General features: G+C 51.4%; 25 protein-coding genes and 1 rRNA gene. 8 read left to right on the plus strand and 18 right to left on the minus strand.

The features are described from left to right. Both J1779_RS11225 and gmhB read right to left on the minus strand, forming a co-directional pair. Positions 1-97, minus strand: a 16S ribosomal RNA gene (locus J1779_RS11225); the annotation flags it as partial. Between the two features lie 414 nt (positions 98-511). Then, complete coding sequence (gmhB, locus tag J1779_RS11230; RefSeq protein WP_136377186.1) at positions 512-1,078, minus strand: D-glycero-beta-D-manno-heptose 1,7-bisphosphate 7-phosphatase; 567 nt, start codon at positions 1,076-1,078, stop codon at positions 512-514. A gap of 178 nt (positions 1,079-1,256) precedes the next feature. On the opposite strand from gmhB, the gene metN reads away from it, so the two are divergent. The 3 genes from metN (at position 1,257) to J1779_RS11245 (ending at position 3,812) form a co-directional block, all read left to right on the plus strand. Further along, entirely contained in the window at positions 1,257-2,288 is a 1,032-nt protein-coding gene (metN, locus tag J1779_RS11235) for a methionine ABC transporter ATP-binding protein MetN (RefSeq protein ID WP_056781684.1), read from the plus strand. Further along, positions 2,281-2,934, plus strand: a complete 654-nt coding sequence (locus tag J1779_RS11240) for a methionine ABC transporter permease MetI (protein WP_015696115.1) — start codon at positions 2,281-2,283, stop codon at positions 2,932-2,934. The genes metN and J1779_RS11240 overlap by 8 nt, the downstream gene beginning before the upstream one ends. Before the next feature lie 62 nt (positions 2,935-2,996). Next, entirely contained in the window at positions 2,997-3,812 is an 816-nt protein-coding gene (locus J1779_RS11245) for a MetQ/NlpA family lipoprotein (protein WP_056781686.1), read from the plus strand. A gap of 25 nt (positions 3,813-3,837) precedes the next feature. Here the strand turns inward: J1779_RS11245 and J1779_RS11250 are convergent, their stop codons facing one another. Then, the gene (locus J1779_RS11250) at positions 3,838-3,981 is read right to left on the minus strand and encodes a hypothetical protein (RefSeq protein WP_156362057.1); all 144 of its coding nucleotides are present in this window, start codon (positions 3,979-3,981) and stop codon (positions 3,838-3,840) included. Between J1779_RS11250 and rcsF the strand changes: the two genes are divergently transcribed. The 3 genes from rcsF to proS all read left to right on the plus strand — a co-directional run bounded on the left by rcsF (position 3,980) and on the right by proS (position 6,929). Continuing rightward, a complete protein-coding gene (rcsF, locus tag J1779_RS11255) occupies positions 3,980-4,387 on the plus strand; it encodes an Rcs stress response system protein RcsF (RefSeq protein WP_056781689.1) in 408 nt (135 codons plus the stop codon). The genes J1779_RS11250 and rcsF overlap by 2 nt on opposite strands. Next, positions 4,384-5,091, plus strand: a complete 708-nt coding sequence (tsaA, locus tag J1779_RS11260; protein ID WP_217203809.1) for a tRNA (N6-threonylcarbamoyladenosine(37)-N6)-methyltransferase TrmO — start codon at positions 4,384-4,386, stop codon at positions 5,089-5,091. Before rcsF ends, tsaA begins: the two co-directional genes overlap by 4 nt. A 119-nt stretch (positions 5,092-5,210) precedes the next feature. Next, entirely contained in the window at positions 5,211-6,929 is a 1,719-nt protein-coding gene (gene proS, locus J1779_RS11265) for a proline--tRNA ligase (protein WP_217203810.1), read from the plus strand. Positions 6,930-7,013: 84 nt separating this feature from the next. Here the strand turns inward: proS and nlpE are convergent, their stop codons facing one another. The 3 genes from nlpE to J1779_RS11280 all read right to left on the minus strand — a co-directional run bounded on the left by nlpE (position 7,014) and on the right by J1779_RS11280 (position 8,735). After that, positions 7,014-7,691: an envelope stress response activation lipoprotein NlpE gene (gene nlpE / locus J1779_RS11270; protein WP_122097569.1), complete on the minus strand. Its 678-nt coding sequence runs from the start codon at positions 7,689-7,691 to the stop codon at positions 7,014-7,016. 67 nt (positions 7,692-7,758) lie between these two features. Next, positions 7,759-8,208 carry an alternative ribosome rescue aminoacyl-tRNA hydrolase ArfB gene (gene arfB / locus J1779_RS11275; protein ID WP_221298277.1) on the minus strand — a complete coding sequence of 150 codons (450 nt, stop codon included), beginning with the start codon at positions 8,206-8,208 and terminating at the stop codon, positions 7,759-7,761. Continuing rightward, positions 8,175-8,735, minus strand: a complete 561-nt coding sequence (locus tag J1779_RS11280; protein WP_056781698.1) for a YaeQ family protein — start codon at positions 8,733-8,735, stop codon at positions 8,175-8,177. The genes arfB and J1779_RS11280 overlap by 34 nt, the downstream gene beginning before the upstream one ends. Before the next feature lie 216 nt (positions 8,736-8,951). Between J1779_RS11280 and J1779_RS11285 the strand changes: the two genes are divergently transcribed. Further along, positions 8,952-9,152: a YaeP family protein gene (locus J1779_RS11285; protein ID WP_056781700.1), complete on the plus strand. Its 201-nt coding sequence runs from the start codon at positions 8,952-8,954 to the stop codon at positions 9,150-9,152. Continuing rightward, positions 9,139-9,399 carry a Rho-binding antiterminator gene (gene rof, locus J1779_RS11290; protein ID WP_056781703.1) on the plus strand — a complete coding sequence of 87 codons (261 nt, stop codon included), beginning with the start codon at positions 9,139-9,141 and terminating at the stop codon, positions 9,397-9,399. Before J1779_RS11285 ends, rof begins: the two co-directional genes overlap by 14 nt. A 67-nt stretch (positions 9,400-9,466) precedes the next feature. On the opposite strand, the gene J1779_RS11295 is transcribed toward rof, so the two are convergent. From J1779_RS11295 to skp, 12 genes are all read right to left on the minus strand, one after another. After that, positions 9,467-9,799, minus strand: coding sequence for a c-type cytochrome (locus J1779_RS11295; protein WP_217203811.1), 333 nt, complete (start codon positions 9,797-9,799; stop codon positions 9,467-9,469). A gap of 48 nt (positions 9,800-9,847) precedes the next feature. After that, entirely contained in the window at positions 9,848-11,191 is a 1,344-nt protein-coding gene (gene tilS, locus J1779_RS11300) for a tRNA lysidine(34) synthetase TilS (RefSeq protein ID WP_217203812.1), read from the minus strand. A gap of 4 nt (positions 11,192-11,195) precedes the next feature. Further along, complete coding sequence (locus tag J1779_RS11305; protein WP_217203813.1) at positions 11,196-11,588, minus strand: VOC family protein; 393 nt, start codon at positions 11,586-11,588, stop codon at positions 11,196-11,198. Positions 11,589-11,674: 86 nt separating this feature from the next. Further along, complete coding sequence (locus tag J1779_RS11310; RefSeq protein WP_217203814.1) at positions 11,675-13,822, minus strand: lysine decarboxylase LdcC; 2,148 nt, start codon at positions 13,820-13,822, stop codon at positions 11,675-11,677. 189 nt (positions 13,823-14,011) lie between these two features. Beyond that, positions 14,012-14,971 (minus strand): acetyl-CoA carboxylase carboxyl transferase subunit alpha, encoded by a 960-nt coding sequence (gene accA, locus J1779_RS11315; protein WP_056781713.1) that lies wholly within the window; start codon positions 14,969-14,971, stop codon positions 14,012-14,014. Positions 14,972-14,983: 12 nt separating this feature from the next. Beyond that, a complete protein-coding gene (gene dnaE / locus J1779_RS11320; protein ID WP_056781716.1) occupies positions 14,984-18,466 on the minus strand; it encodes a DNA polymerase III subunit alpha in 3,483 nt (1,160 codons plus the stop codon). A gap of 73 nt (positions 18,467-18,539) precedes the next feature. Continuing rightward, a complete protein-coding gene (gene rnhB, locus J1779_RS11325; protein ID WP_217203815.1) occupies positions 18,540-19,136 on the minus strand; it encodes a ribonuclease HII in 597 nt (198 codons plus the stop codon). Beyond that, positions 19,133-20,281, minus strand: coding sequence for a lipid-A-disaccharide synthase (gene lpxB / locus J1779_RS11330; RefSeq protein WP_056781722.1), 1,149 nt, complete (start codon positions 20,279-20,281; stop codon positions 19,133-19,135). Before lpxB ends, rnhB begins: the two co-directional genes overlap by 4 nt. Positions 20,282-20,299: 18 nt before the next feature. After that, positions 20,300-21,088: an acyl-ACP--UDP-N-acetylglucosamine O-acyltransferase gene (lpxA, locus tag J1779_RS11335; RefSeq protein WP_056781724.1), complete on the minus strand. Its 789-nt coding sequence runs from the start codon at positions 21,086-21,088 to the stop codon at positions 20,300-20,302. A 3-nt stretch (positions 21,089-21,091) separates the two neighbouring features. Continuing rightward, positions 21,092-21,547, minus strand: coding sequence for a 3-hydroxyacyl-ACP dehydratase FabZ (fabZ, locus tag J1779_RS11340; RefSeq protein WP_034792780.1), 456 nt, complete (start codon positions 21,545-21,547; stop codon positions 21,092-21,094). A 146-nt stretch (positions 21,548-21,693) separates the two neighbouring features. Further along, a complete protein-coding gene (lpxD, locus tag J1779_RS11345) occupies positions 21,694-22,716 on the minus strand; it encodes a UDP-3-O-(3-hydroxymyristoyl)glucosamine N-acyltransferase (protein ID WP_056781726.1) in 1,023 nt (340 codons plus the stop codon). Positions 22,717-22,718: 2 nt separating this feature from the next. Then, complete coding sequence (gene skp / locus J1779_RS11350) at positions 22,719-23,216, minus strand: molecular chaperone Skp (protein ID WP_056781728.1); 498 nt, start codon at positions 23,214-23,216, stop codon at positions 22,719-22,721. Positions 23,217-23,261: the final 45 nt, after the last annotated feature.

The raw sequence follows: 23,261 nt of genomic DNA on the forward strand, positions 1-23,261 counted from the left end.
CACCCAGAGAGCAAGCTCTCCTGTGCTACCGCTCGACTTGCATGTGTTAGGCCTGCCGCCAGCGTTCAATCTGAGCCATGATCAAACTCTTCAATTAAAAGTTCGATTTGCTTAAACAAGTTAAGCGGTGCTCAAAAATTAACTTTCGTAATAATTCAACTAAATGAATTACTGCTTGGTCACTCTTTAAGACTTGATATTTTTTTGCCACCGAGGTGGCTGATATCGTCTTGTGAGTGCCCACACAGATTGTCTGATAAATTGTTAAAGAGCAGTGAGTTACGCGCTTTCGCTTGCTAACTCGAGGTGGCGTATATTACGCTTTCCTCATTCAGTGTCAACCGTTTATTTCATCCGGTCATCACTGTTTTTAATCTTTCCGACCCGGTTACTTCGTGATGTTGTTCACGTTGTTCCCTGTCGATGGAGCGGCATTATAGGGAGTTCGATTTGAATGGCAAGCGAATAAATACAGTTTTATTTCGTTTGCCGTTTTTTTATCCAAAGACCCTTATTTCTGCGCTTTTGCTATAAAGGAAGGCAATGCAGCAAGGCTTTCCAATACAGCGTCTGCTGCACTTTCACTTTCTGGTGTAACGGGCTTGCCGGTACGAACCAAAATCTTAGTGCCCACGCCTGCAGCAGCGGCTGCCTGCATATCCTCAAGCTTGTCTCCAATCATATAAGAAGAAGCCATATCGATATTCAGCTCTTCCCGGGCAGTTAAGAACATCCCAGGTAATGGCTTACGGCAGTCGCAAACCTGCGTAAACTCTTTAACGGAACCTTCCGGGTGATGCGGGCAGAAATAGATCCCATCAAGGTCGACACCGCGGTCGGCCAGTGACCAGTCCATCCACTCCGTCAGTGTCATAAACTGTTCTTCAGTGAACTTGCCGCGTGCAATACCCGATTGATTAGTGACGAGTACGAGCAAGAAGCCCATTTCCTTAAGTTTAAGACACGCATCGATGACACCGTCGATAAACTGGAAGTCATCGATTTCATGAACATAGCCGTGATCGACATTCAACGTGCCATCACGGTCGAGAAAGATTGCTGAAACAGGTTGTGCCACGAATTTGCTCCTGATGGCTGATTAACGGCGCCAGTATCGCATGTTTTACGGGTCAGTGAGAATGTTAACCTGGTTGACTTAGACGTCTAGACGCCTTAGCATCCACGACATGCTACGGGCTTATCCCCGCAGAGTTAATTTCACCACGTCACGTCAAAAAGACAGAATAAAAAATAATATGATTAAACTTTCAAACATCACCAAGGTTTTCCAGCAGGGTTCGCGCCAAATCGTCGCGCTCTCTGACGTGAGTCTTCACGTCCCTGCAGGACAAATATACGGCGTGATCGGCTCATCTGGCGCCGGTAAAAGCACATTAATCCGCTGCGTCAATTTGCTGGAGCGTCCGACCGAAGGCAAGGTACTGGTCGATGGTCAGGATCTGATGTCCTTCTCAGAGAAAGCACTGACCCGTGCGCGCCGCCAGATTGGCATGATTTTTCAGCACTTTAATCTGTTGTCGTCACGTACCGTTTTTGGCAATGTTGCACTGCCACTGGAACTGGACAATTTGTCTTCAGCGGACATCAAAAAGCGCGTCTCTGAGCTGCTGAGTCTGGTGGGTCTGGAAGATAAGCATGACGCCTACCCGGCCAATCTTTCCGGTGGGCAAAAACAACGTGTCGCCATTGCCCGTGCGCTGGCCAGCAATCCCAAAGTGTTACTGTGTGATGAGGCAACAAGTGCACTGGACCCGGCGACGACCCGCGCCATCCTGGAACTGCTGAAAGACATTAACCGCCGTCTGGGTTTAACCATCCTGCTGATTACCCATGAGATGGATGTCGTGAAACGCATTTGCGACCAGGTTGCAGTGATAAGCGATGGCAAACTGATCGAGCAGGACAAGGTGAGCGAGATGTTCTCCCACCCTAAAACTCCGCTGGCTCAACAATTCATTCAATCAACGCTCCATCTGGATATCCCGGAAGATTACGCGGTACGCATGGTGCCGGAACCTGAAGCTGATCGTGTACCGCTGTTACGGCTGGAATTTACCGGCCAGTCGGTCGACGCACCGCTGCTTTCAGAAGCAGTTCGTCGCTTTGACATTAACAATAATATTATCAGTGCTCAGATGGATTATGCCGGCGGTGTGAAGTTCGGGATTATGCTGACAGAAATGCACGGTTCAGAAGAAAACACTCAGGCGGCGATTCAGTTCCTGCATGAGAATCAGGTGAAAGTAGAGGTACTCGGTTATGTCTGAGGCAATGATGTGGTTAATGGGGCGGGGTATCTGGGAAACGGTCATCATGACACTCACCTCCGGCTTCTTTGGGTTTGTACTCGGGCTACCATTTGGCGTGCTGCTGTATGTCACCCGTCCGGGACAAATAGCTGAGAATAAGAACGTCTATCGCGTGATGTCTGCGCTGGTTAACATTTTCCGTTCTATTCCTTTTATTATCTTGCTGGTCTGGATGATTCCGTTCACTCGTATGATTGTCGGCACCTCGATCGGTTTACAGGCTGCCATTGTTCCGCTGACTGTGGGCGCAGCTCCCTTTATTGCCCGTATGGTTGAGAACGCATTACTGGAAATCCCAAGCGGTCTGGTTGAAGCCTCCCGCGCGATGGGTGCCACGCCAATGCAAATCATCCGTAAAATTCTGTTGCCGGAAGCCTTGCCGGGTCTGGTTAACGCGGCCACTATTACTCTGATCACCCTGGTTGGTTATTCTGCGATGGGCGGTGCTGTGGGTGCCGGTGGTCTGGGACAAATTGGTTATCAGTACGGTTATATCGGTTATGACGCCACTGTCATGAATACGGTATTGGTTCTGTTAGTGGTTTTGGTGTATTTAATTCAATTCTGTGGCGACCGCATCGTAAAAGCAGTCACGCATAAATAACGAAAAAACAGCTGTAAAACATAACCCTGTGTATATTTTTATCCGCTTATTGAGGAAAGGAAATGTCTAATAAATTCAAATCCATTGCCGTTGTTGGCGCGCTTCTGGGATCGCTGGCTTTGGTTGGCTGCGGGCCAAAAGAGCAGGATCCAAACCACATCAAAGTGGGCGTGATTGTCGGTTCTGAGCAGCAGGTTGCTGAAGTGGCACAAAAAGTTGCTAAAGAAAAATACGGTCTGGATGTTGAACTGGTGACATTCAACGATTACGTCCTGCCGAACGAAGCCCTGAGCAAAGGCGATATCGACGTTAATGCCTTCCAGCACAAACCTTACCTTGATCAGCAGATCAAAGACCGCGGCTACAAACTGGTTCCCGTCGGTAACAGCTTTGTCTATCCAATCGCGGGCTATTCCAAAAAAATCAAATCTGTTGATGAACTGAAAGAAGGCGATCAGGTTGCCCTGCCAAATGATCCGACCAACCTTGGCCGTTCATTACTGCTGCTGCAAAAACAAGGTCTGATTAAACTGAAAGACGGCGTTGGCCTGCTGCCGACCGTTCTTGATGTGACTGAGAACCCTAAAAACCTGAAACTGGTTGAACTGGAAGCACCACAGCTGCCACGTTCACTGGATGATGCAAAAATCGCACTGGCCGTTATCAACACGACTTACGCCAGCCAGATTGGTCTGACACCAGAAAAAGACGGTATCTTCGTAGAAGACAAAAACTCACCGTACGTAAACCTGATCGTTGCGCGTGAAGATAACAAAGACGCTGAAAACGTGAAGAAATTCGTTCAGGCTTACCAGTCTGATGAAGTGAACGCTGCGGCGAACAAAATCTTCAACGGCGGCGCTGTCAAAGGCTGGTAAAAACCGGCAGTGATGAATGCCATATTTATCTGCCATTCATCATGTAAAGACTCTTTTCAGAAATAAGTACAAGGCGGGCATATGCCCGCCTTGTTATTTCCTCAATACCTTGCTTCAATAACGCCACATTCATTCCTGTAAACATATTAAAAAGCAGAGGATTTACCATGCGTGCTTTACCTCTCTGTTTGTCGGCACTTTTGCTGGCGGGTTGTTCCCTGACTCAACACACACAGCCAACACCCATTGCACCTGTTGTTAAAGAAGAGCCAAAACCCGTCAAACCAAAACCGGCTCCAGTTCGTCCGGCCCCTGTGAAACTGTATAAAGATGCAGAAGCACTGGTCGGCACACCGTTCCGTGATTTAGGCGAAGTCTCTGGAGAATCTTGCCAGGCGGACCAGAATGATTCGCCTCCGAGCCTGGCCACAGCACGTAAAAGAATGCTGACCCGCGCTTCGTACATGAAGGCAAATGCCGTGTTGTTACATCAGTGCCAAATTCTCGGTGGCGTTCCAGGCTGCTTCCAGCAAGCGATTTGTCAGGGCTCTGCGTTGAACGTCACCTTTAAATGACCTCATTTTCTTTTGAGCAAATAGGGACAATTCATTCGCCCTACAAAGAGAAATTTGCAGTCCCACGCCAGCCTGGTTTGATCCAGGATGGCGGCGGTGAGTTACACCTTCACGCGCCGTATAACCAGCCTGAAGCGGTTCGCGGGCTGGAAGAGTTCAGCCATCTTTGGGTGATGTTTGTGTTTCATCAGACAATGGATGGCGGCTGGCGTCCGACGGTCCGCCCGCCTCGCCTTGGTGGCAATACGCGCACCGGCGTATTTGCGACACGTTCTACCTTTCGTCCGAATCCGCTGGGAATGTCGCTCGTTGAGCTCAAAGGGATCCACTGCCAGGGGCAACATGTCATTTTGCAACTTGGCAGTCTGGATTTGGTGGATGGCACCCCTGTTGTCGATATCAAGCCCTACCTGCCCTTTGCAGAAAGCCATCCTGAAGCCCGTGCGGGATTTGCTCAGCACGCGCCGCAAGCGGATATGCCGGTGGAATTTTCACCGCAGGCTGAAAAGCAGCTGGCAGATAATGTGCGTAAGTATCCCCATCTGCGCCGTTTCATCACTCAGGTTTTGGGCCAGGATCCTCGCCCGGCCTACCGCAAGGGTGAAGCAGCTGAACGGGATTACGCCGTTCGCCTGCTCGAGTTTAATGTCCGCTGGCGGGTTGTGGGCCCGGTGAATCAGGTATTGTCTCTCGGCAACGACTAAATTTCCTCTGCGTCTCTTTTGACAACAGCAACTCGCTGGTAAACTAAACCACTTTTTTACGTTTTGGCTGCCTGTGGCAGCCTGATTGCAATTTGCAGTGCTAACGGAATCAACACATCATGCGTACTACTCAATATCTGCTCTCTACTCTGAAAGAGACGCCAGCCGACGCGGAAGTCATCAGCCATCAGCTGATGCTGCGTGCGGGGATGATCCGCAAACTGGCTTCCGGCCTGTATACCTGGCTGCCAACCGGCCTGCGTGTTCTGCGTAAAGTTGAAAACATCGTGCGCGAAGAAATGAATAACGCGAACGCCATCGAGGTATCGATGCCGGTGGTGCAGCCCGCCGATTTGTGGCAGGAGAGCGGACGTTGGGAACAATACGGCCCGGAATTATTGCGCTTTGTTGACCGTGGCGATCGTCCTTTTGTACTGGGTCCAACCCACGAAGAAGTTATTACCGATCTGATCCGCAATGAAATCAGCTCATACAAACAGTTGCCGCTGAACTTCTTCCAGATCCAGACCAAATTCCGTGACGAAGTTCGTCCGCGCTTTGGCGTGATGCGCTCGCGTGAATTCCTGATGAAAGATGCCTACTCATTCCATACAACGCAGGAATCTCTGCAGGAAACGTATGATGCGATGTACGCAGCCTACAGCAAGATCTTCAACCGTATGGGTCTGGATTTCCGCGCTGTTCTGGCAGATACCGGTTCTATCGGCGGCAGCGCATCTCATGAGTTCCAGGTACTGGCGCAAAGCGGCGAAGATGACGTGGTGTTCTCTGACTCCTCTGATTTTGCAGCCAATATTGAGTTCGCGGAAGCGCTGGCACCCGCTACAGCACGCCAGGCGGCCACGGAAGAAATGCGTATTGTTGAAACGCCAAATGCCAAAACCATCGCTGAACTGACAGAACAGTTCCAGGTTCCGGTTGAGAAAACCGTGAAAACCCTGATGGTTCACGCAACAGCTGAGAGCGGGCACAAACTGATTGCCTTGCTGATCCGCGGCGATCACGAACTGAACGAAATCAAAGCCGAAAAACTGCCACACGTTGCCACACCGCTGACTTTCGCTACCGAAGCTGAAATTCGCGAAATCGTTTCTGCCGGACCGGGTTCACTCGGCCCGGTTAACCTGCCAATGCCTGTGGTCGCAGACCGCACCGTTGCTGCGATGAGTGATTTCAGCGCAGGCGCAAACATCGATGGTAAACATTACTTCGGCATTAACTGGGATCGCGATACCGCGCTGCCAGAAGTGGCTGATCTGCGTAATGTGGTTGCAGGCGATCCAAGCCCGGATGGTCAGGGTACGCTGGTGATTAAACGCGGTATTGAAGTCGGCCATATTTTCCAGCTGGGCACCAAGTATTCAGAAGCGATGAATGCGACCGTTCAGGGCGAAGATGGACGTAATCAGGTGATGACCATGGGATGTTACGGTATCGGTGTGACCCGTGTGGTGGCAGCGGCTATCGAACAGAACCACGACGATCGCGGTATCATCTGGCCAGATGCCATTGCGCCGTTCCAGGTTGCTATCCTGCCAATGAACATGCACAAATCTTTCCGTGTGAAAGATGCGGCAGAAGCGTTATACGCAGAGCTGCGCTCACACGGCATTGATGTGATCCTTGACGATCGTAAAGAGCGTCCGGGCGTCATGTTTGCTGATATGGAACTGATCGGTGTTCCGCATCAGGTGGTGATTGGCGATCGTAATCTGGATGCTGAAGAGCTGGAATACAAAAACCGTCGCACTGGCGAAAAACAAATGATCAAGCAAAGCGACATCGTTGCCTCTCTGCTGAGCCAAATCCCGCGTTAAGGATCTGACGCAGATCGTTCATGCATAAAAATGCCCGCATTGTGCGGGCATTTTCTTTTGCGGAGCAGACTCAAAGGTTGATGCTTAAGGGCAGGCCCTGGTCACATCAAACTTTACGTTTTTATCCGCCACGACCGCCTTGTGCATCTGCCCCTCTTCCATCGACGGCTCCGTCATGAAATGCCCGTCCATCGACACAAACACCAGCTGATTGGGTGACTGCCGTGCGGCAAGATACCCTTCTTCCAGCGATTTGTTGGCTGACATCGGGAACACTTTTCCGGTCGCACAGTCTTTGAAGGAAGCCGCGTCAGCACTGTACTGCATCATGCCAGTCAGCGTCATTGGCGTCTTCGGTAAACTCTGCTGAGTCGGTTTCAGCGTGTAATTGAGCGAAGAAACAATCGGCGCGCCACTCGTATCGAGCATTTCGAGATTTTCATCTTTCGGATGGAAATAGCGTTTTTCACCCTTCGCATCGGTCAGAACCAGTTTATCCGCGGTTCTCGCCCAGTTGCCGTAGCTGGCAAACGTTTGATTGCCGTCTTTGGTGTCCTGATAAACTTCCTGCAAAATGTAAGTACCATCTTGTTGCAGGAACAATGAAGTCTCCAGCCCGCCGCAATCAGCGCAAGGCAGAACACCACTGTAACTTTGCTGCATTGCCTGCAACGGTTTTTCCTGATTATAGGCGGCGGTATGGCAGCCGAACAGTGATAACGCCCCGAGCGCAAGCACCGCTGTAATAATGATTTTTTTCACAGTTACTCCCCTACTGCTTTTTCTTCTTAGTACCGCGATAAAGATTGTCCTGCGGCACGATGTCGGGCTAAAGAACTTTGCCCCGTAATGCTTTGGTCGCCCCTTTGCGCACTTTACTCTCTACCCGACGAATTTTAGACCCGCGGGTCGGCTTGGTTGCACGACGCGGTTTTTCGACCACCATCGCCTGTGCAATCAGGGAACTCAGCCGGGCCACTGCCGCTTCACGGTTTTGTTCCTGGCTCCGGTATTCCTGCGCCTTAATAACAACCCAACCATCAGCCGTCACCGAGTGATGATTAAACGCCAGCAGCCGCTCTTTGTAGTAGTCTGGCAAACTTGATGCCTTAATATCAAAGCGTAAATGTATTGCCGTTGACGTTTTATTGACGTTCTGACCACCGTTACCCTGAGCCCGGATCGCGGTTAATTCTATTTCACTGTCTGGAATTTCCAGTTTACCCGAAAGGATGAACACGCTGATTACCTTGCTTCTTTTACGACAGACTCTTTCCATTCCGAAAAATGAATTTCTAAATTACTCTGAGCATCGGAAAGCCAAATAGTTCCGTCCTGTAAAGTCGCCTGTAAATCCATGGTTCTGCTGCCGAAAGCCGTGAGCTGAGTCAGCATTTCATCGTCAATATAACGGATGCGAAGATTCTCAAAACCTCTGACTTTCCCTTCAATTTGTGACCACCAGACCCTCGCAGCCCGCTCACCATAAGCGTAAAGCACCACTTCACGCGACTGGTTGCACGCCCTTTTCAGACGCTTCTCATCCGGTAAACCTAATTCAACCCACAACTCGATTCCGTTGTGATCATTTTTACGCCAGATTTCTGGTTCATCTTCGGCGCTTAATCCGCGCGTAAAGGTCAGCCGCTCATCGGCATGGTAAATCCACGCGAGCAAACGCAGCATCATACGTTGTTCTGTTTCTGAGGGATGCTGGGCCAGTGTCAGGTTGGCGTCGTGAAAGAAATTGCGATCCATATCAGCGATATTGATCACTGCTTTATAAATAGTTGCTTTTAACGCCATGGGAAACCTCTTGATGATAGACGCACAGTGTACTTGAAAGCGTCACGTCGCGACCAGTTTAACCCCGCAGGTCATCCTGAATAACCGTTTCAGCGCAAACGATAAACCTTTATAGGTTGGCTAATAACTGAGACTCTCCTGTGCTATAGTCGATAAATACTGAGAGCTTATCTTTCTGCGCTTTCCTCAGAGGGATACGCTTTTAAGGGAGAACCTATGCAGCAATACTGTGAGTTGGTACGCCGTAAATATTCAGAGATCGCCAGTGGCGATCTGGGATATGTGCCCGATGCGTTGGGCTGTGTATTGAAAGCATTGGACGAAGTGGCAGCAAACGCTGACCTTCCGTCCTCCGTTAGGGACCAGGCGGCCTATGCCGCCGCTAACTTATTGGTGAGCGATTATGTCAATGAATGATGAGTACCAACCCATCAATTGCGATGACTACGATAATCTCGAGCTCGCCTGCCAGAGTCACCTGGTGTTGACACTGAAGCTGCGCAGCGGAGAAGTCGTTGAGGCGAAGGCCAATGACCTGTTGATGCGTAAGAAAGTTGAATATCTGGTGGCCGAGGTGAACGGCGAGCAGCGCGATCTGCGTCTGGATTATATCGAGAGCTTTAGCCATCCGGAAATTGGCACCGTGGTGGTCAGCGCAGAATAGCGCAACTTTCCACCAGCCAAACTAACGGGCAATCTCAGGATTGCCCGTTTGCATTTCTGATACCCGACTATTTCAGCGGCGTCAGGCTTGCATAGTAAGCTGCCAAATCATTGATGTCCTGCTCCGAAAGTGATGCCGTAAAAGCCTGCATCACCCCCGCTTGCCCGCCGCTGCGTTCGCCTTTCTTATAAGCATGTAACGACAGGGCCAGATAATCCGCATTTTGCCCGGCCAGATTCGGGTAGACAGAATTAGCCGCTTTGCCTTTTGCGCCGTGGCAAGCCGCACAACTTGCCGATTTAGCCTGCCCATCAGCACTGTTTCCCAGCGCGCTATTTTCATTCGCGGCTACAGAAAAACTCACCAGCACCAGCGCCAAAACGCCCGCAACTACACGCATCACCACTCCCACGGGCAGAATTTCCGCCTAACTTGTTGATCTTAAATTTTATTTGGCAGCGGACCAGACGATCCGCCACTGCGCATCATGATTTTCGGCGACCGCCTGACGGGTGATAAACCAGCCCGGTGCGGCGATCAACTGCTCATTATAATAAATGAGAGGAATACGCTCGCGCTGCCAGGGCGGTACGCCTAACTCTGACCACAATTTTTTCGCCTGACGCGCACGGTCACGCCCGACTTTTTCTATATTGCCCTGCGCCTGAAATCTCACCGAGACATTCTCTCCTGCCCGCGGCTGGCGACAATTGAACGTTTCACCCGCCCCGGCAACATTGAGATCGACCGCTAAAAAACCCAGACCGTCCGGCAGGGTTAATGTCTGCGTCGTGTCCCAGTTGAGTATAAGCTCTTTCAGCGGCTGGAATTCGGGCAATAAATAGAGGCGCTGGCGGAAACGGCGAACCGTCGAGATGCCCAACCTTAACTGCGCCTGCGCATCTTCTCGGCTCAGCGCCACTTCATCCCATACTCTTTTCAGCTGTTCCCGGGAAGGCATTTTCGCGCCCTGTCCGGCCAGCCAGCGGCGCAATAAAGCAGAACGTCTGGCCTCAGAAAAGCCGAGCATTCCCTCAACGCAAAGGCTGCCCTGCGCATCTGTTAACGCACTAAGGGACTCACTTAACAGTTCATCGAGCAAGGATTCCTGTTCGGCACACAGTGCCGCGCTGCGTGCGGTGGCCTGTGCAAAGTGCGGCCATCGGTGGTACAGCAACGGAAGGACATCGAGACGCAGGAAGTTACGGTCAAAACGCGCATCCTGATTACTGTCATCCTCGATCCAGCTCAGCTGATTCTGCCGGGCATAATCTTCAAGTTGCTCACGGCTGAGTTCCAGCAGAGGCCTTAACAGCCGGTGCTGAGATGCCATGCTGTCTGCACTCATCGCCGATAAACCGGCGGGGCCGCTGCCGCGCTTTAGCGCCAGCATCAAGGTTTCGCATTGGTCGTTCAGATGCTGCGCCGTGAGCAGAACTTCATCTTCCATCAGATTGTCTGCAAATGCCTGATAACGCGCCGTTCTCGCTGCAGCTTCAATACCGCCATCCTGTGCATTCACCTTCACGTAAATGACTGAAAACGCGATGTGATGCCGGGCGCAAAGCGTCTGGCAATGGGCCACCCAACTGTCGGCCAGCGGGCTTAAGCCATGATGAATATGCAACGCGCGCAGTTGAAGATCCGGCAGGTTTTCGCGCAGCTCTGCCAGTGCGGCCAGGAGCACTGTGGAATCAAGCCCGCCACTGAACGCGACACAAAGCTTTCGCGCACTGCCAATTTTATCCCGCAGATGCTCAGGCAGGGAAAACCTCGCCAGACGTGAATTCATAACGTTACCGGGATTCGTACAGTTCTAACGGCAAGCCGTCGGGGTCGGCGAAAAAGGTAAACTGCTTGCCTGTGTAAGGGTCAATACGTACCGGTTCACAGTTCACGCCAGCCTGAGTCAATGCAGCGATGGCCTTCGCGATATCATCAACGCTGAACGCCAGATGGCGCAACCCGCAGGCTTCCGGGTGGCTCGGACGCGCCGGCGGATGAGGAAAGCTAAACAGTTCGATGGTGTACTGGCCGTTAAGTGCCAGATCGGCTTTCCACGAGTCACGCTCTTCCCGATAAAACTCTTCCACCAGCGTGAAGCCCAGAATGTCGCAATAGAAGCTTTTGCTGGTCTGATAATCGGAACCGATGATCGCGATATGATGAATTTGTCGAAGGTTAAGCATGGATGATGTCCTGTAGATTCCTGGTGTGCACGTTACTCAGCGTATCCGGAGACGTCAATAAAAAGCCCTCATAATGAGGGCTGTCATTACTGCGCGTCGGGGAGCTTCAGCACTTTCACCAGATAGCGACCGTCTTCGGTGAGACGTGCGCCATGAATATCGGTTTCAAAGCCAGGGTAACGTTCCCCTATCGAGCAAAGCATGATCAGGAAATCGAGCACCGCGCGGCTTTCTTCCGTAATCATCTCACCGGGCATCACCACAGGCACTCCAGGCGGATAAGGCAGGATCATGTTAGCCGAGACTTTGCCGATCAGTTCGTCGAGGTCGCATTCCTCCACATGTCCGCGCACCTGATTTTGGAACATTTCATACGGCGTCATTTTCATTTCTGGCAGCGTTTCAAATGCGTCCAGCATCAGGCGCGGCAGATCATGTCGGAGGATAAGCTTGTGGATCCCCTGCGCGAGATCCTGGATCCGCATATGTCGGTAGAAATCCGGATCTTCCGCGTACAGATCGGGGAGCATATTTTTAACGCGCAGATTAAGATCATAACTGCGTTTGAAATCGGTCAGACCACGCATCACGCTCATGGATTTGGTCTTATCGATGCCAATGCTGAACAGGAAAAGTAAATTGTACGGACCGGTTTTTTCGACCACCACGCCGCGCTCATCAAGGAACTTAGCCACCAGCGCCGCCGGGATCCCTTCCTGTTCCAGTTTGCCCATTTCATCCATGCCGGGCGTTAGGATCGTGACCTTGATCGGATCCAGATACATATGATCGGTATCTGCGTTCGCAAAGCCATGCCAGTTATTATCTGGATTGAGCGGCCAGCATTCAGCTTCATCAATATGTTCCGGCTGCCAGATATCGAAGAACCAGCCATCAGTTTCCTCGCGCAGTCGTTGGATCTCTTTGCGAAAATGTAACGCACGCTCAACCGAGCGGTTGATCAGGCGGCGTCCGGGATTTCCGCGCAGCATCGCCGCTGCGGTTTCTGCGGAGGCAACGATACCGTAGTTCGGTGATGTGGTGGTGTGCATCATGTAGGCTTCATTAAAGGTACTTTCGTTGTAATCGCCTTTAATGTGGATCATTGACGCCTGAGAGAACGCGGCCAGTAACTTGTGCGTAGACTGAGTCTCATAGATGACTTTTCCGGGAATTCGCTCACCACTCATCCCGCTTTTCCCTGCGTAAATCGGATGGAAATTGGTATAAGGCACCCAGGCGGAATCAAAATGAATCGACGGCACATCCAGCGTATTTTTGATGTAATCTGTGTTGTACAGCAGCCCATCATAGGTGGAGTTGGTAATGACCGCATGTACCGGCCAGGTCGCATTGTCCGTGAGGGCGATTTTCTCTTCGATACTTTCCCGGGTGAATTCACGCTTGGGAATGCCGCCGAGAATGCCGTAGGCATTACGGTGAGGACGCAAATAGATCGGCACGACATTGGTCATCATCATCAGATGTGCCAGCGATTTATGGCAGTTTCGGTCAATCAGCACCGTGCTGCCCGCTGGCGCGGCGTACATGCCGACAATTTTATTGGCCGTCGAAGTGCCGTTGGTCACGATGTAACTTTGTTCGGAACCAAACGTGCGTGCGATATATTCTTCGGCCTCCAGATGCGGGCCGGTATGATCGAGCAACGATCCCAGTTCGGTCACCGAAATGGATACGTCTGCTTTCAGCGTTTTGGCACCAAAGAAATCATAAAACAGTGTCCCGACCGGGCTTTTCAGAAACGCCGTGCCCGCCATGTGTCCCGGCGTACAAAAGGTGTACTTCCCTTCTTCCACGTATTTAAACAGCGCTTTGGTCAGCGGTGGCGTGATCGTATCGATATATTCGTCCGTGTACTGGCGGATCCTTTTGGCAATATCCTCTGCGGCGGTCAGCGCGTACTCGAAGAAATACAGAACCATCCGCATCTCGTTCACATCAACATCCAGCGTTGAGTGAGTATTGATGAAAGCGTACAAGGGCAGGTATTCGTTCAGTTCATTAATTTCTGTACACAACTCTTCGCTGTGCTCGTCCCAGTCAAAAATCGCCCCGCAAATGCGGGCATTATTTTCGATGAGTTTCAGTAAGTCAGCGCGATCCCGCGGATAAATAACCTGGAACCCGAGAAGCGTCAGGGCGCTATCCAGTTCGCGGATTGGCTCTTCTTTATAGTAAGCCCCTTCCGGGCGCATGACAGCGATGATATTCATCTGACAAATCCTTCTTTTATTGGTATCTCATATATTTATAGAAACACGGTTAGCGCCAGGTGTGTACCCTTTCGCGACTATTTCTGACAGACGGAAGGAAAATTCAGAATCCCGGAACGATGTGGGAGGAATTTGCGGCAATAAAAAAGGCCATGCAGTTGCATGGCCTTTTCATAAGCGGTTGCTGGATCAGCAGTAGCCGTAAGTCATCAGACGCTGATAACGACGGTTACGCAATTCTTCAGTGCTCAGCACATCCAAATCACTCAGGTCAGCTTCCAGCTGGGCGCGCAGTGAGGCCGCCATCGCTTCAACGTTACGATGAGCACCGCCCAGAGGTTCAGGGATCACCGAGTCGATAAGCTTCAGTTCTTTCAAACGTGGTGCAACGATACCCATCGCTTCTGCTGCCAGAGGTGCTTTGTCCGCACTCTTCCACAGAATTGAGGCACAACCTTCCGGTGAGATCACCGAATAGGTGCTGTATTGCAGCATGTTAACTTTATCACCCACGCCGATTGCCAGTGCGCCACCGGAACCACCTTCACCAATAACGGTACAGATGACCGGCACATTCAGACGTGACATCTCACGCAGGTTACGGGCGATCGCTTCAGACTGGCCGCGCTCTTCAGCACCCACGCCTGGGTATGCGCCCGGGGTGTCGATGAAGGTAATGATAGGCAGTTTGAAACGTTCTGCCATTTCCATCAGGCGTAACGCTTTGCGATATCCTTCCGGAGCAGGCATACCGAAGTTACGACGGACTTTCTCTTTTGTTTCACGGCCTTTCTGATGACCTATGATCATCACAGCACGTTCACCCAAACGAGCAATCCCGCCAACGATAGCTTTATCGTCAGCAAATGCACGATCACCAGCCAGTTCATCAAAATCAGTGAAGATATGTTTGATGTAATCCAGCGTATAAGGGCGACGAGGATGGCGTGCCAGTTGGGCAATCTGCCAGGCACCCAGATCAGAGAAAATCTTACGGGTCAGTTCAACGCTTTTCTCGCGCAAGCGTGCAACTTCTTCGTCCAGATTAATATCCAATTTTTCGTCTTGACGGCTGACTGCAGTCAGCGAGTCAATTTTCGCTTCGAGTTCCGCAATCGGCTGTTCAAAATCAAGAAAATTCAGACTCATAGCATTCCTATTTTAGTCAAATTCCAGTTCCACCTGCTCACTACCGACCAGGCCTCGCAAATCCAGCAACAGTTTGTCCGTTGGCGTAACACGCCATGACGCCCCGAATCGAAGCCGGGCTCTTGCGTTTTCTCGTTGGTAATACAGATGCACTGGTATCGTCCCCGATCGATGAGGTTCCAACGATTGGCGGAGACGGTTCAAAAGCTGGTCATCAATTTGCCTGTCAGTCAGCGAGATAGCAAGACCGCGAGCATATTTTTCCCGTGCTTCACTGATGTCCATAATATCGCGGGCCATCATTTTAAGCCCGCCGCTGAAGTCATCAAAGCTGACCTGTCCTGTGGCGATAAGGATACGGTCTTTTTCCAACAAATGCTGGAATTTTTCCAACGCTTCGGTGAACAACATGACTTCCAGACGACCAGAACGGTCGTCTAACGTACAGATCCCAATGCGATTACCGCGTTTGGTGACCATTACCCGTGCAGCGAGAACCAGTCCCACTGCAACCGTCATTTTACCCCGATCCGTCGGGTGCATATCTTTCAAACGCTGGCCGCCGCCATAACGTTCGATTTCTTTCAGATACTGAGTGATCGGATGGCCAGTCAGGTACAACCCCAGCGTTTCGCGTTCACCGTCCAGTACCGTTTGTTCCGGCCAGCGCATGACGTTGGCGTAGGATTTCTCCACCTGTTCCGGCGCTTCCGCCAGAACGCCGAACATATCTACCTGACCGATAGCTTCAGCTTTGGCGTGCTGATCGGCAGCTTTCAGGGCATCCGGCAAAGAGCTCATCAATGCGGCACGGTGCGGACCTAAACGGTCAAACGCACCGGACATGATCAGCTTTTCGAGAATACGTTTGTTGAGTTTTTTCACATCCGCGCGGGCGCACAGATCAAACAGCTCTTTGAAATAACCGCCCTCGTTACGCGCCTCAATGATGGCTTCAATCGGGCCTTCACCTACGCCTTTGATCGCGCCGATGCCGTAAACGATTTCACCTTCTTCATTCACGTGGAAGTGATACTGACCGCTGTTGATATCCGGCGGCAGAATTTTCAGCCCCATACGCCAGCATTCATCCACCAGGCCAACCACTTTCTCGGTGTTATCCATATCGGCAGTCATCACCGCTGCCATAAATTCAGCAGGATAATGCGCTTTCAGCCACAGCGTTTGGTAAGACACCAGCGCATAAGCGGCGGAGTGGGACTTGTTGAACCCATAACCGGCGAATTTCTCTACCAGATCGAAGATTTTAATCGCCAGTTCGCCATCGATACCGCGCGCTTTGGCACCATCTTCAAAACCGCCGCGCTGTTTTGCCATCTCGACCGGGTTTTTCTTACCCATCGCACGACGCAACATGTCCGCACCGCCCAGCGAATAGCCCGCCAGAACCTGCGCAATCTGCATGACCTGTTCCTGATACAAGATGATGCCGTACGTCGGCTCCAGTACCGGTTTCAGAGATTCGTGCTGCCATTGGATATCCGGATAGGACAACTCTTCGCGACCGTGTTTACGGTCAATAAAGTTATCTACCATGCCGGACTGCAACGGCCCCGGGCGGAACAATGCCACCAGCGCGATCATATCTTCGAAGCTGTCGGGCTTCAGGCGTTTGATCAAATCTTTCATGCCGCGGGATTCAAGCTGGAAAACCGCTGTGGTTTCCGAGCGCTGCAGCATGTCGAAACTTTTCTTGTCATCCAGCGGGATCGCGGCGATATCCAGCGGCGGTTCGCCCGCTTTTGCACGACGGGCGTTAATCATGCCCAGCGCCCAGTCGATGATAGTGAGCGTACGCAATCCGAGGAAGTCGAACTTCACCAGACCTGCATATTCCACGTCGTTTTTGTCGAACTGCGTCACCGGGTGATTACCTTCAGCATCGCAATATAACGGCGCAAAATCGGTAATCTTGGTCGGCGCTATCACGACACCGCCGGCGTGTTTACCGGCGTTACGGGTGACACCTTCAAGCTGACGTGCCATGTCGATCAGAGACTTAACTTCTTCATCCGCTTCGTAAATTTCCGGCAATTGCGGTTCTGCGGCAAAGGCTTTTTCCAGCGTCATGCCGGGATCAGGCGGGACCAGTTTGGAAATACGATCAACAAATCCGTAAGGGTGGCCCAGTACGCGGCCTACGTCGCGAATAACGGCTTTGGCAGCCATGGTACCGAAAGTGATAATCTGAGAAACCGCTTCGCGGCCATACATTTCAGCCACATGGTCGATGACCTGATCACGCTTTTCCATGCAAAAATCGACGTCAAAGTCGGGCATGGAAACACGTTCAGGGTTAAGAAAACGTTCGAAAAGCAGATCGAATTCAAGCGGATCCAGATCGGTAATTTTGAGCGCATAGGCCACCAGTGAACCTGCACCGGAACCACGGCCAGGGCCTACCGGTACGTCGTTATCCTTGGACCACTGGATGAACTCCATTACGATCAGGAAGTAACCGGGAAAGCCCATCTGGTTGATAACTTTGAGCTCGATATCCAGACGTTCATCATATTCAGGGCGTCGTTGCGCGCGCACGTCGGGATCCGGAAACAGAAACTCAAGACGTTCTTCCAGCCCGATTTTAGATCTATCGACCAGAAAATCTTCAGTCGTCATCTCTCCGGTCGGAAACTGCGGCAGGAAGTATTCGCCAAGACGAATGGTGACGTTACAACGTTTGGCAATCTCAACGCTGTTTTGCAGAGCTTCCGGGATATCTTCAAACAACTCGCACATTTCATCTTCACTGCGCATGTATTGCTGAGCAGTGTAATTGCGCGGACGCTTGGGATCGTCGAGCGTAAAACCGTCGTGAATAGCCACGCGGATCTCATGGGCGTCAAAATCCGATGCCACCATGAAACGTACGTCGTTCGTTGCCACCACCGGTAAACCGCGTTCGGTTGCCAGCGCGACGGCAGCGTGCAGATAGTTTTCTTCTTCAGCCCGGCCGGTACGGATCAGTTCGAGGTAGTAGCGGTCGGGAAAATATTGCTGATAAAAATCCAGACACAGCTCGACTTGTAAATCGTTACCTCGCATCAGGAATTTACCGACATCCCCCATTTTCGCGCCGGAAATCAGGATCAACCCCTCATTCAGCTCTGCCAGCCACTCGCGATCAACAATCGGCCCCGCCGCGCCATAGCCACGCTGATAGGCGCGGGAAATCAGCAGCGTGAGGTTCTGATATCCCTGATTGTTCATTGCCAGAACGGTCAGCTGCGCCAGTTCGTCGCCAAGGATCTCGCTTTGAATGTTCAGATCGGCACCGATGATCGGTTTCACGCCAGCACCGTGCGCGGCACCGTAGAATTTGACCAGGCCGCACAGGTTGGTGAAGTCAGTGATCCCCAGAGCAGGCATACCGAGTGACGCTGCGCATTTCACCAGCGGACCCACTTTCGCGAGGCCATCCACCATGGAATAGTCGCTATGTACACGCAGATGAATAAAACGAGGTTCGGCCATATCCAGAGTCCAGAAATGAGTGAGTGTAGAGTGTGTATTTCCCGCTAAGGCACGAAAGGAACAAGATGACGCGTTACGCCAATCCGAGTGCGCGCTTCACCGGGGCGAAGCTGCGACGGTGATGCGCAGTCGCACCAAGCCGGGCAAGGCTTTCGAGATGCACCGGCGTCGGATAGCCTTTGTGTTTCGCAAAACCATATTCAGGGAACTGAAGATCCAGTTCAACCATTTCGCGATCGCGGGTGACCTTAGCCAGGATGGATGCGGCACTGATTTCGGCCACTTTGCTGTCCCCTTTCACCACGGCCTGAGAGGCCATCGGAAGAAACGGACAGCGGTTGCCATCAATCAATACCATGTCGGGCGTGATAGCCAACCCGGCAACGGCTCTTTGCATCGCCAGCATGGTGGCGTGCAGAATATTGATTTCATCGATTTCATGCGGTTCAGCGCGGCCAAGACTCCAGGCAAGCGCCTTTTCTTTAATTTCGATATACAGCGCTTCGCGTCGTTTTTCACTGAGTTTTTTTGAATCAGCCAGGCCCTTGATGGGGTTAGCCGGATCGAGAATAACCGCTGCAGTCACCACGGCGCCCACTAACGGGCCACGCCCGACTTCATCCACACCGGCGATACAGACGGCCTGCGGATAGATAAAGATGTCACTCATCGGCGTGCCAGCTCCATCACAGCCTGAGCAGCCTGCTCATCGGCATTCCGGCGAATGCTTTCATGCAATTCCAGGAAGGTACTCTGCAATTCGTGACTTTTCTCACCACCGGCCAGCAACGGCAATAACGCAGCGGAAAGTTTGTCCGGAACGCATTCGGTTTGCAGCAACTCGGTGACGATTTCCCGTCTTGCAAGCAAGTTTGGCAAGGAAACGTACGGCGTTTTTACCAGGCGTTCAGCGAGCCAGAAGGTGAAAGGCTTCATGCGATAGCCGACAACCATCGGGCATTTCGCCAGCATACATTCCAGCGCAGCCGTTCCTGAAGCCAGCAATGCTGCATCGCTGGCAATCATGGCCTCGCGACCTTTGCCGTCCAGCAAATGCGCGGGAAGGTCTGGCGCAATCTCCGCTTTGATACGTTCAAACTGCTCGCGACGTTTTGCATTCACCAGCGGCACAACAATGTGGAGATCCGGGTAAGTCTGTCGCAATTGCAGCGCTGTTTTCAGGAAATCAGCACTGAGCATTTCAACTTCCGCATGACGACTTCCTGGCAGTAACGCCAGACAATGCACATCATCAGGGATCCCCAAAGACAGGCGCGCAGCCTGTTTGTCAGGATGCAGCGGCATGGCATCAGCCATCGTGTGACCGATGAAACGGCAGGGAACGTTGAATTTGTCATAAAACGCTTTTTCGAAAGGCAGAAACGCCAGGACTAAATCGGTGGCTTTTCCTATTTTGAAAACGCGTTTTTGTCGCCAGGCCCAGACAGACGGGCTGACATAATGGATCGTGCGGATACCGCGTTGTTTCAGACGCCCTTCAAGCGTGATGTTAAAATCAGGTGCATCAATGCCCACGAAGACATCCGGCTTAAGTTCGCTGAAACGTTGGGTCAAATCTTTGCGGATTTTCAACAGGCGTGGCAGACGCTCTAACACTTCCACCACGCCCATTACCGCCAGTTCTTCCATTTCGTACCAGGCTTCACACCCTTCCGCCTGCATCAGCGGACCTGCGACGCCGACAAAGCGGGCATCCGGATGGTGCTTTTTCAGGGCTCGAATCAGCCCGGCGCCAAGAATGTCACCGGACGTTTCACCGGCCACCAGGCCAATTGTAAGAACAGGCTTTTGCATTGTTTTCCGTAGGGCAGATCAGCGGATTATGCCGCGCGTTGAGCGGCTGAAGAAATCACTGAAAGGTTTGGCTTTCGGGAATTCAGCCGCAATCGCAGCGATTTCCGGCTGAGCTTCTTCCAGAGTTTTGCCACTGCGATACAGTAATTTATAGGCATTACGAATAGCGTGCAGGTCTGCTTTCTCAAAACCACGTCGCTTAAGCCCTTCGATATTAATACCAAAAGGTGTCGCGTGGTTACCCTGCGCAATCACGAACGGAGGCACATCCTGGGCTACGCCAGAGCATCCGCCAACCATGACGTGCGCACCGATGATGCAGAATTGATGCACTGCGGTCATACCGCCAATGATAGCGAAATCGTCGATCTCTACGTGACCGCCAAGCGTCGCATTATTCGCCAGAATACAGCGATTACCAATGACGCAATCGTGGGCAATATGCGCATTCACCATCAACAGGTTATCGCTACCCACTTTTGTCAGACTACCGCCCTGAACGGTTCCACGATGAATGGTCACGCTCTCACGAATATTGTTGCGATCGCCGACCTCAACGCGTGTTGGTTCACCTGCATATTTCAGATCCTGGTTAATTTCACCAATGGAAACGAACTGGAAAATGCGGTTATCGCGACCAATTTTGGTCACGCCATTAAGAACTACGTGTGATTTAAGCTCAGTACCTTCGCCGATCTCCACCTGGGAACCGACATAACAGAAAGGACCGATATGAACACCAGCACCGATAACGGCACCTTCTTCAACAATAGCGCTTGGATGTATAAAGGCGGTTTTGTCTATCATGTATTAAGACTCCCGGCGACGGGCGCACATCATTGATGCCTCGCAAGCAATCTCACCATCTACTTTCGCGACACCTTTAAAACGAGCAACACCACGACGCTCTTTAATGAATTCAACTTCCAGAATCATCTGGTCACCCGGCAACACCGGACGTTTGAAGCGTGCATCATCAATTGCTGCAAAATAATACAGTTCGCCCGGTTCCAGTTTTCCAACGCTTTTAAACGCAAGAATACCGGTAGCCTGTGCCATGGCTTCCAGAATCAGTACACCTGGAAAAATCGGCTTGCCTGGGAAATGCCCCTGGAAAAACGGTTCATTAAAGGAAACGTTTTTCACTGCGCGCAAAAATTTCCCTTTTTCAAAATCCAACACGCGGTCAACCAACAAGAACGGGTAACGGTGTGGCAGTAAATCCAGTATCTCTTCAATACGCAGAGTATGAGTGTCAGTAGTCAAAATACTCTTCCTGTCTATAAAAACTGATGGCATCAAAAACACGGCCTGCCAGACCCCAAAAAAAGGTCATCAGGCAGGCCGCAAATAGGAACGAATGCCGCAGGTTCACTCACTGAGTGAACACAAAGCAGCACCGTAAATGGTAATTAGTCTTTTTCGATTTTACGCTCGACAGCTTTCAAGCGCTTATTCATCTCGTCAATATTCATTACCAGTGCAGCCGTCTTACGCCAAACTTTATTCGGTTGTAACGGAATACCGGAGGAGTATACCCCAGGTTCAGTGATTGGTCGCATTACCATTCCCATTCCTGTCACAACGGCCTGGTCACAAATCTCCATGTGACCATTGATAACACTGGCTCCGCCAATCTGGCAGTAACGACCAATTTTCAGACTACCGGCCATAATCACACCGCCGGCCACGGCCGTATTGTCTCCAATCACGACGTTGTGTGCAATCTGGCATTGGTTATCAATGATGACACCGTTGCTGATAATCGTGTCATCAAGCGCACCGCGGTCGATGGTGGTACAGGCACCAATCTCAACACGATCGCCGATAATCACGGTGCCAAGTTGTGGGATCTTAATCCAGTTGCCGCGTTCATTCGCGTAACCAAAACCGTCCGCACCGATGACAGTGCCAGACTGAATCAGGCACTGCTCACCAATTTCAACGCGGTGATAAATAGAAACATTGGCCCAGATCCGGGTTCCTGCGCCTATTTTAGCTTCTTTACCGATAAAGCAGCCCGCGCCGACGATAACGTTATCGCCCAACACTACGCCAGATTCGATGACTGCATTTGCGCCAACCGAGACATTCTTACCCAAAGAAGCACTGTCAGAAATTACCGCGCTCGCAGCAATATCCTGTGCCGGTGCCGGGGTGGTATCCAGCAGTTGCGCCATACGCGCATAGGTCAGGTAAGGGTTTTTAACCACTAATGCCGCTGTAGGGCAAAATGGCAGATCCGCTTCCGTCAACACTACGGCACCTGCTTTGCAGGAGGCCAACTGTTCACGGTAGCGGCTGTTTGATAAAAACGTGATTTGCTCAGAGTGTGCGGAATGCATTGAAGCAACGCCGGTGATGGCAATTTCGCCATCACCGTGCAATTGTGCATCCAACTGCTGTGCGAGATCAGCCAGTCGAATTGAAGACATGTTTATTTAACCTGTTTCAGCACATCAGCAGTAATATCTTTGTCATTGCTTGCATACGCGATTGCGTTTGCATCGATAACAACATCATAACCTTCTTTGCTTGCAACAGATTTCACAGCATCCTGGATACGGCTCAGGATTTTGTTACGCTCTTCGCCCTGACGACGACGGTTGTCTTGCTCGAACTGCTGCGCTTTAGCGGAGAACGCTTCACGCTGAGCCATTACGTCTTTTTCAAGTTTAGAACGATCGCTGGCTTTCATGGTCGAGCCATCGCGTTGCAGACGTTGCATTTTAGTTTGCAGATCACGTTCCTGAGATTGCAAATCAGTTGCACGGCTTTTGAACTCGTTTTCGAGTTGTTTGGCCACAGCTTCACGTGCTGGCATCTGTTGGAAAATGCTAGCGACGTTAACGATAGCAATTTTGTCAGCAGCCTGAACGCTAGCTGAAGAAGCCATAACTAAACCGAGGCCTGCGGCATATAACCACTTTTTCACTATAAACTCCTTCCATCACCCGTTTGTGCCATCTGGCACAGTAAA

The sequence above is a fragment of the Rahnella rivi genome (assembly GCF_019049655.1).
Lineage (GTDB): Bacteria > Pseudomonadota > Gammaproteobacteria > Enterobacterales > Enterobacteriaceae > Rahnella > Rahnella rivi.

What these genes read in the sequence shown, in the direction of transcription:
- J1779_RS11295 (WP_217203811.1), bottom strand. Translation starts at nt 9,799, where the DNA reads ATGCGTGTAGTTGCGGGCGTTTTGGCGCTGGTGCTGGTGAGTTTTTCT.
- J1779_RS11310 (WP_217203814.1), bottom strand. Translation starts at nt 13,822, where the DNA reads ATGAATATCATCGCTGTCATGCGCCCGGAAGGGGCTTACTATAAAGAA.
- J1779_RS11285 (WP_056781700.1), top strand. Translation starts at nt 8,952, where the DNA reads ATGCAGCAATACTGTGAGTTGGTACGCCGTAAATATTCAGAGATCGCC.
- tilS (WP_217203812.1), bottom strand. Translation starts at nt 11,191, where the DNA reads ATGAATTCACGTCTGGCGAGGTTTTCCCTGCCTGAGCATCTGCGGGAT.
- rnhB (WP_217203815.1), bottom strand. Translation starts at nt 19,136, where the DNA reads ATGAGTGACATCTTTATCTATCCGCAGGCCGTCTGTATCGCCGGTGTG.
- lpxA (WP_056781724.1), bottom strand. Translation starts at nt 21,088, where the DNA reads ATGATAGACAAAACCGCCTTTATACATCCAAGCGCTATTGTTGAAGAA.
- rcsF (WP_056781689.1), top strand. Translation starts at nt 3,980, where the DNA reads ATGCGTGCTTTACCTCTCTGTTTGTCGGCACTTTTGCTGGCGGGTTGT.
- tsaA (WP_217203809.1), top strand. Translation starts at nt 4,384, where the DNA reads ATGACCTCATTTTCTTTTGAGCAAATAGGGACAATTCATTCGCCCTAC.
- J1779_RS11250 (WP_156362057.1), bottom strand. Translation starts at nt 3,981, where the DNA reads ATGGTAAATCCTCTGCTTTTTAATATGTTTACAGGAATGAATGTGGCG.
- lpxB (WP_056781722.1), bottom strand. Translation starts at nt 20,281, where the DNA reads ATGCAAAAGCCTGTTCTTACAATTGGCCTGGTGGCCGGTGAAACGTCC.
- J1779_RS11245 (WP_056781686.1), top strand. Translation starts at nt 2,997, where the DNA reads ATGTCTAATAAATTCAAATCCATTGCCGTTGTTGGCGCGCTTCTGGGA.
- J1779_RS11280 (WP_056781698.1), bottom strand. Translation starts at nt 8,735, where the DNA reads ATGGCGTTAAAAGCAACTATTTATAAAGCAGTGATCAATATCGCTGAT.
- rof (WP_056781703.1), top strand. Translation starts at nt 9,139, where the DNA reads ATGTCAATGAATGATGAGTACCAACCCATCAATTGCGATGACTACGAT.
- proS (WP_217203810.1), top strand. Translation starts at nt 5,211, where the DNA reads ATGCGTACTACTCAATATCTGCTCTCTACTCTGAAAGAGACGCCAGCC.
- J1779_RS11240 (WP_015696115.1), top strand. Translation starts at nt 2,281, where the DNA reads ATGTCTGAGGCAATGATGTGGTTAATGGGGCGGGGTATCTGGGAAACG.
- arfB (WP_221298277.1), bottom strand. Translation starts at nt 8,208, where the DNA reads ATGGAAAGAGTCTGTCGTAAAAGAAGCAAGGTAATCAGCGTGTTCATC.
- J1779_RS11305 (WP_217203813.1), bottom strand. Translation starts at nt 11,588, where the DNA reads ATGCTTAACCTTCGACAAATTCATCATATCGCGATCATCGGTTCCGAT.
- dnaE (WP_056781716.1), bottom strand. Translation starts at nt 18,466, where the DNA reads ATGGCCGAACCTCGTTTTATTCATCTGCGTGTACATAGCGACTATTCC.
- lpxD (WP_056781726.1), bottom strand. Translation starts at nt 22,716, where the DNA reads ATGTCTTCAATTCGACTGGCTGATCTCGCACAGCAGTTGGATGCACAA.
- metN (WP_056781684.1), top strand. Translation starts at nt 1,257, where the DNA reads ATGATTAAACTTTCAAACATCACCAAGGTTTTCCAGCAGGGTTCGCGC.
- accA (WP_056781713.1), bottom strand. Translation starts at nt 14,971, where the DNA reads ATGAGTCTGAATTTTCTTGATTTTGAACAGCCGATTGCGGAACTCGAA.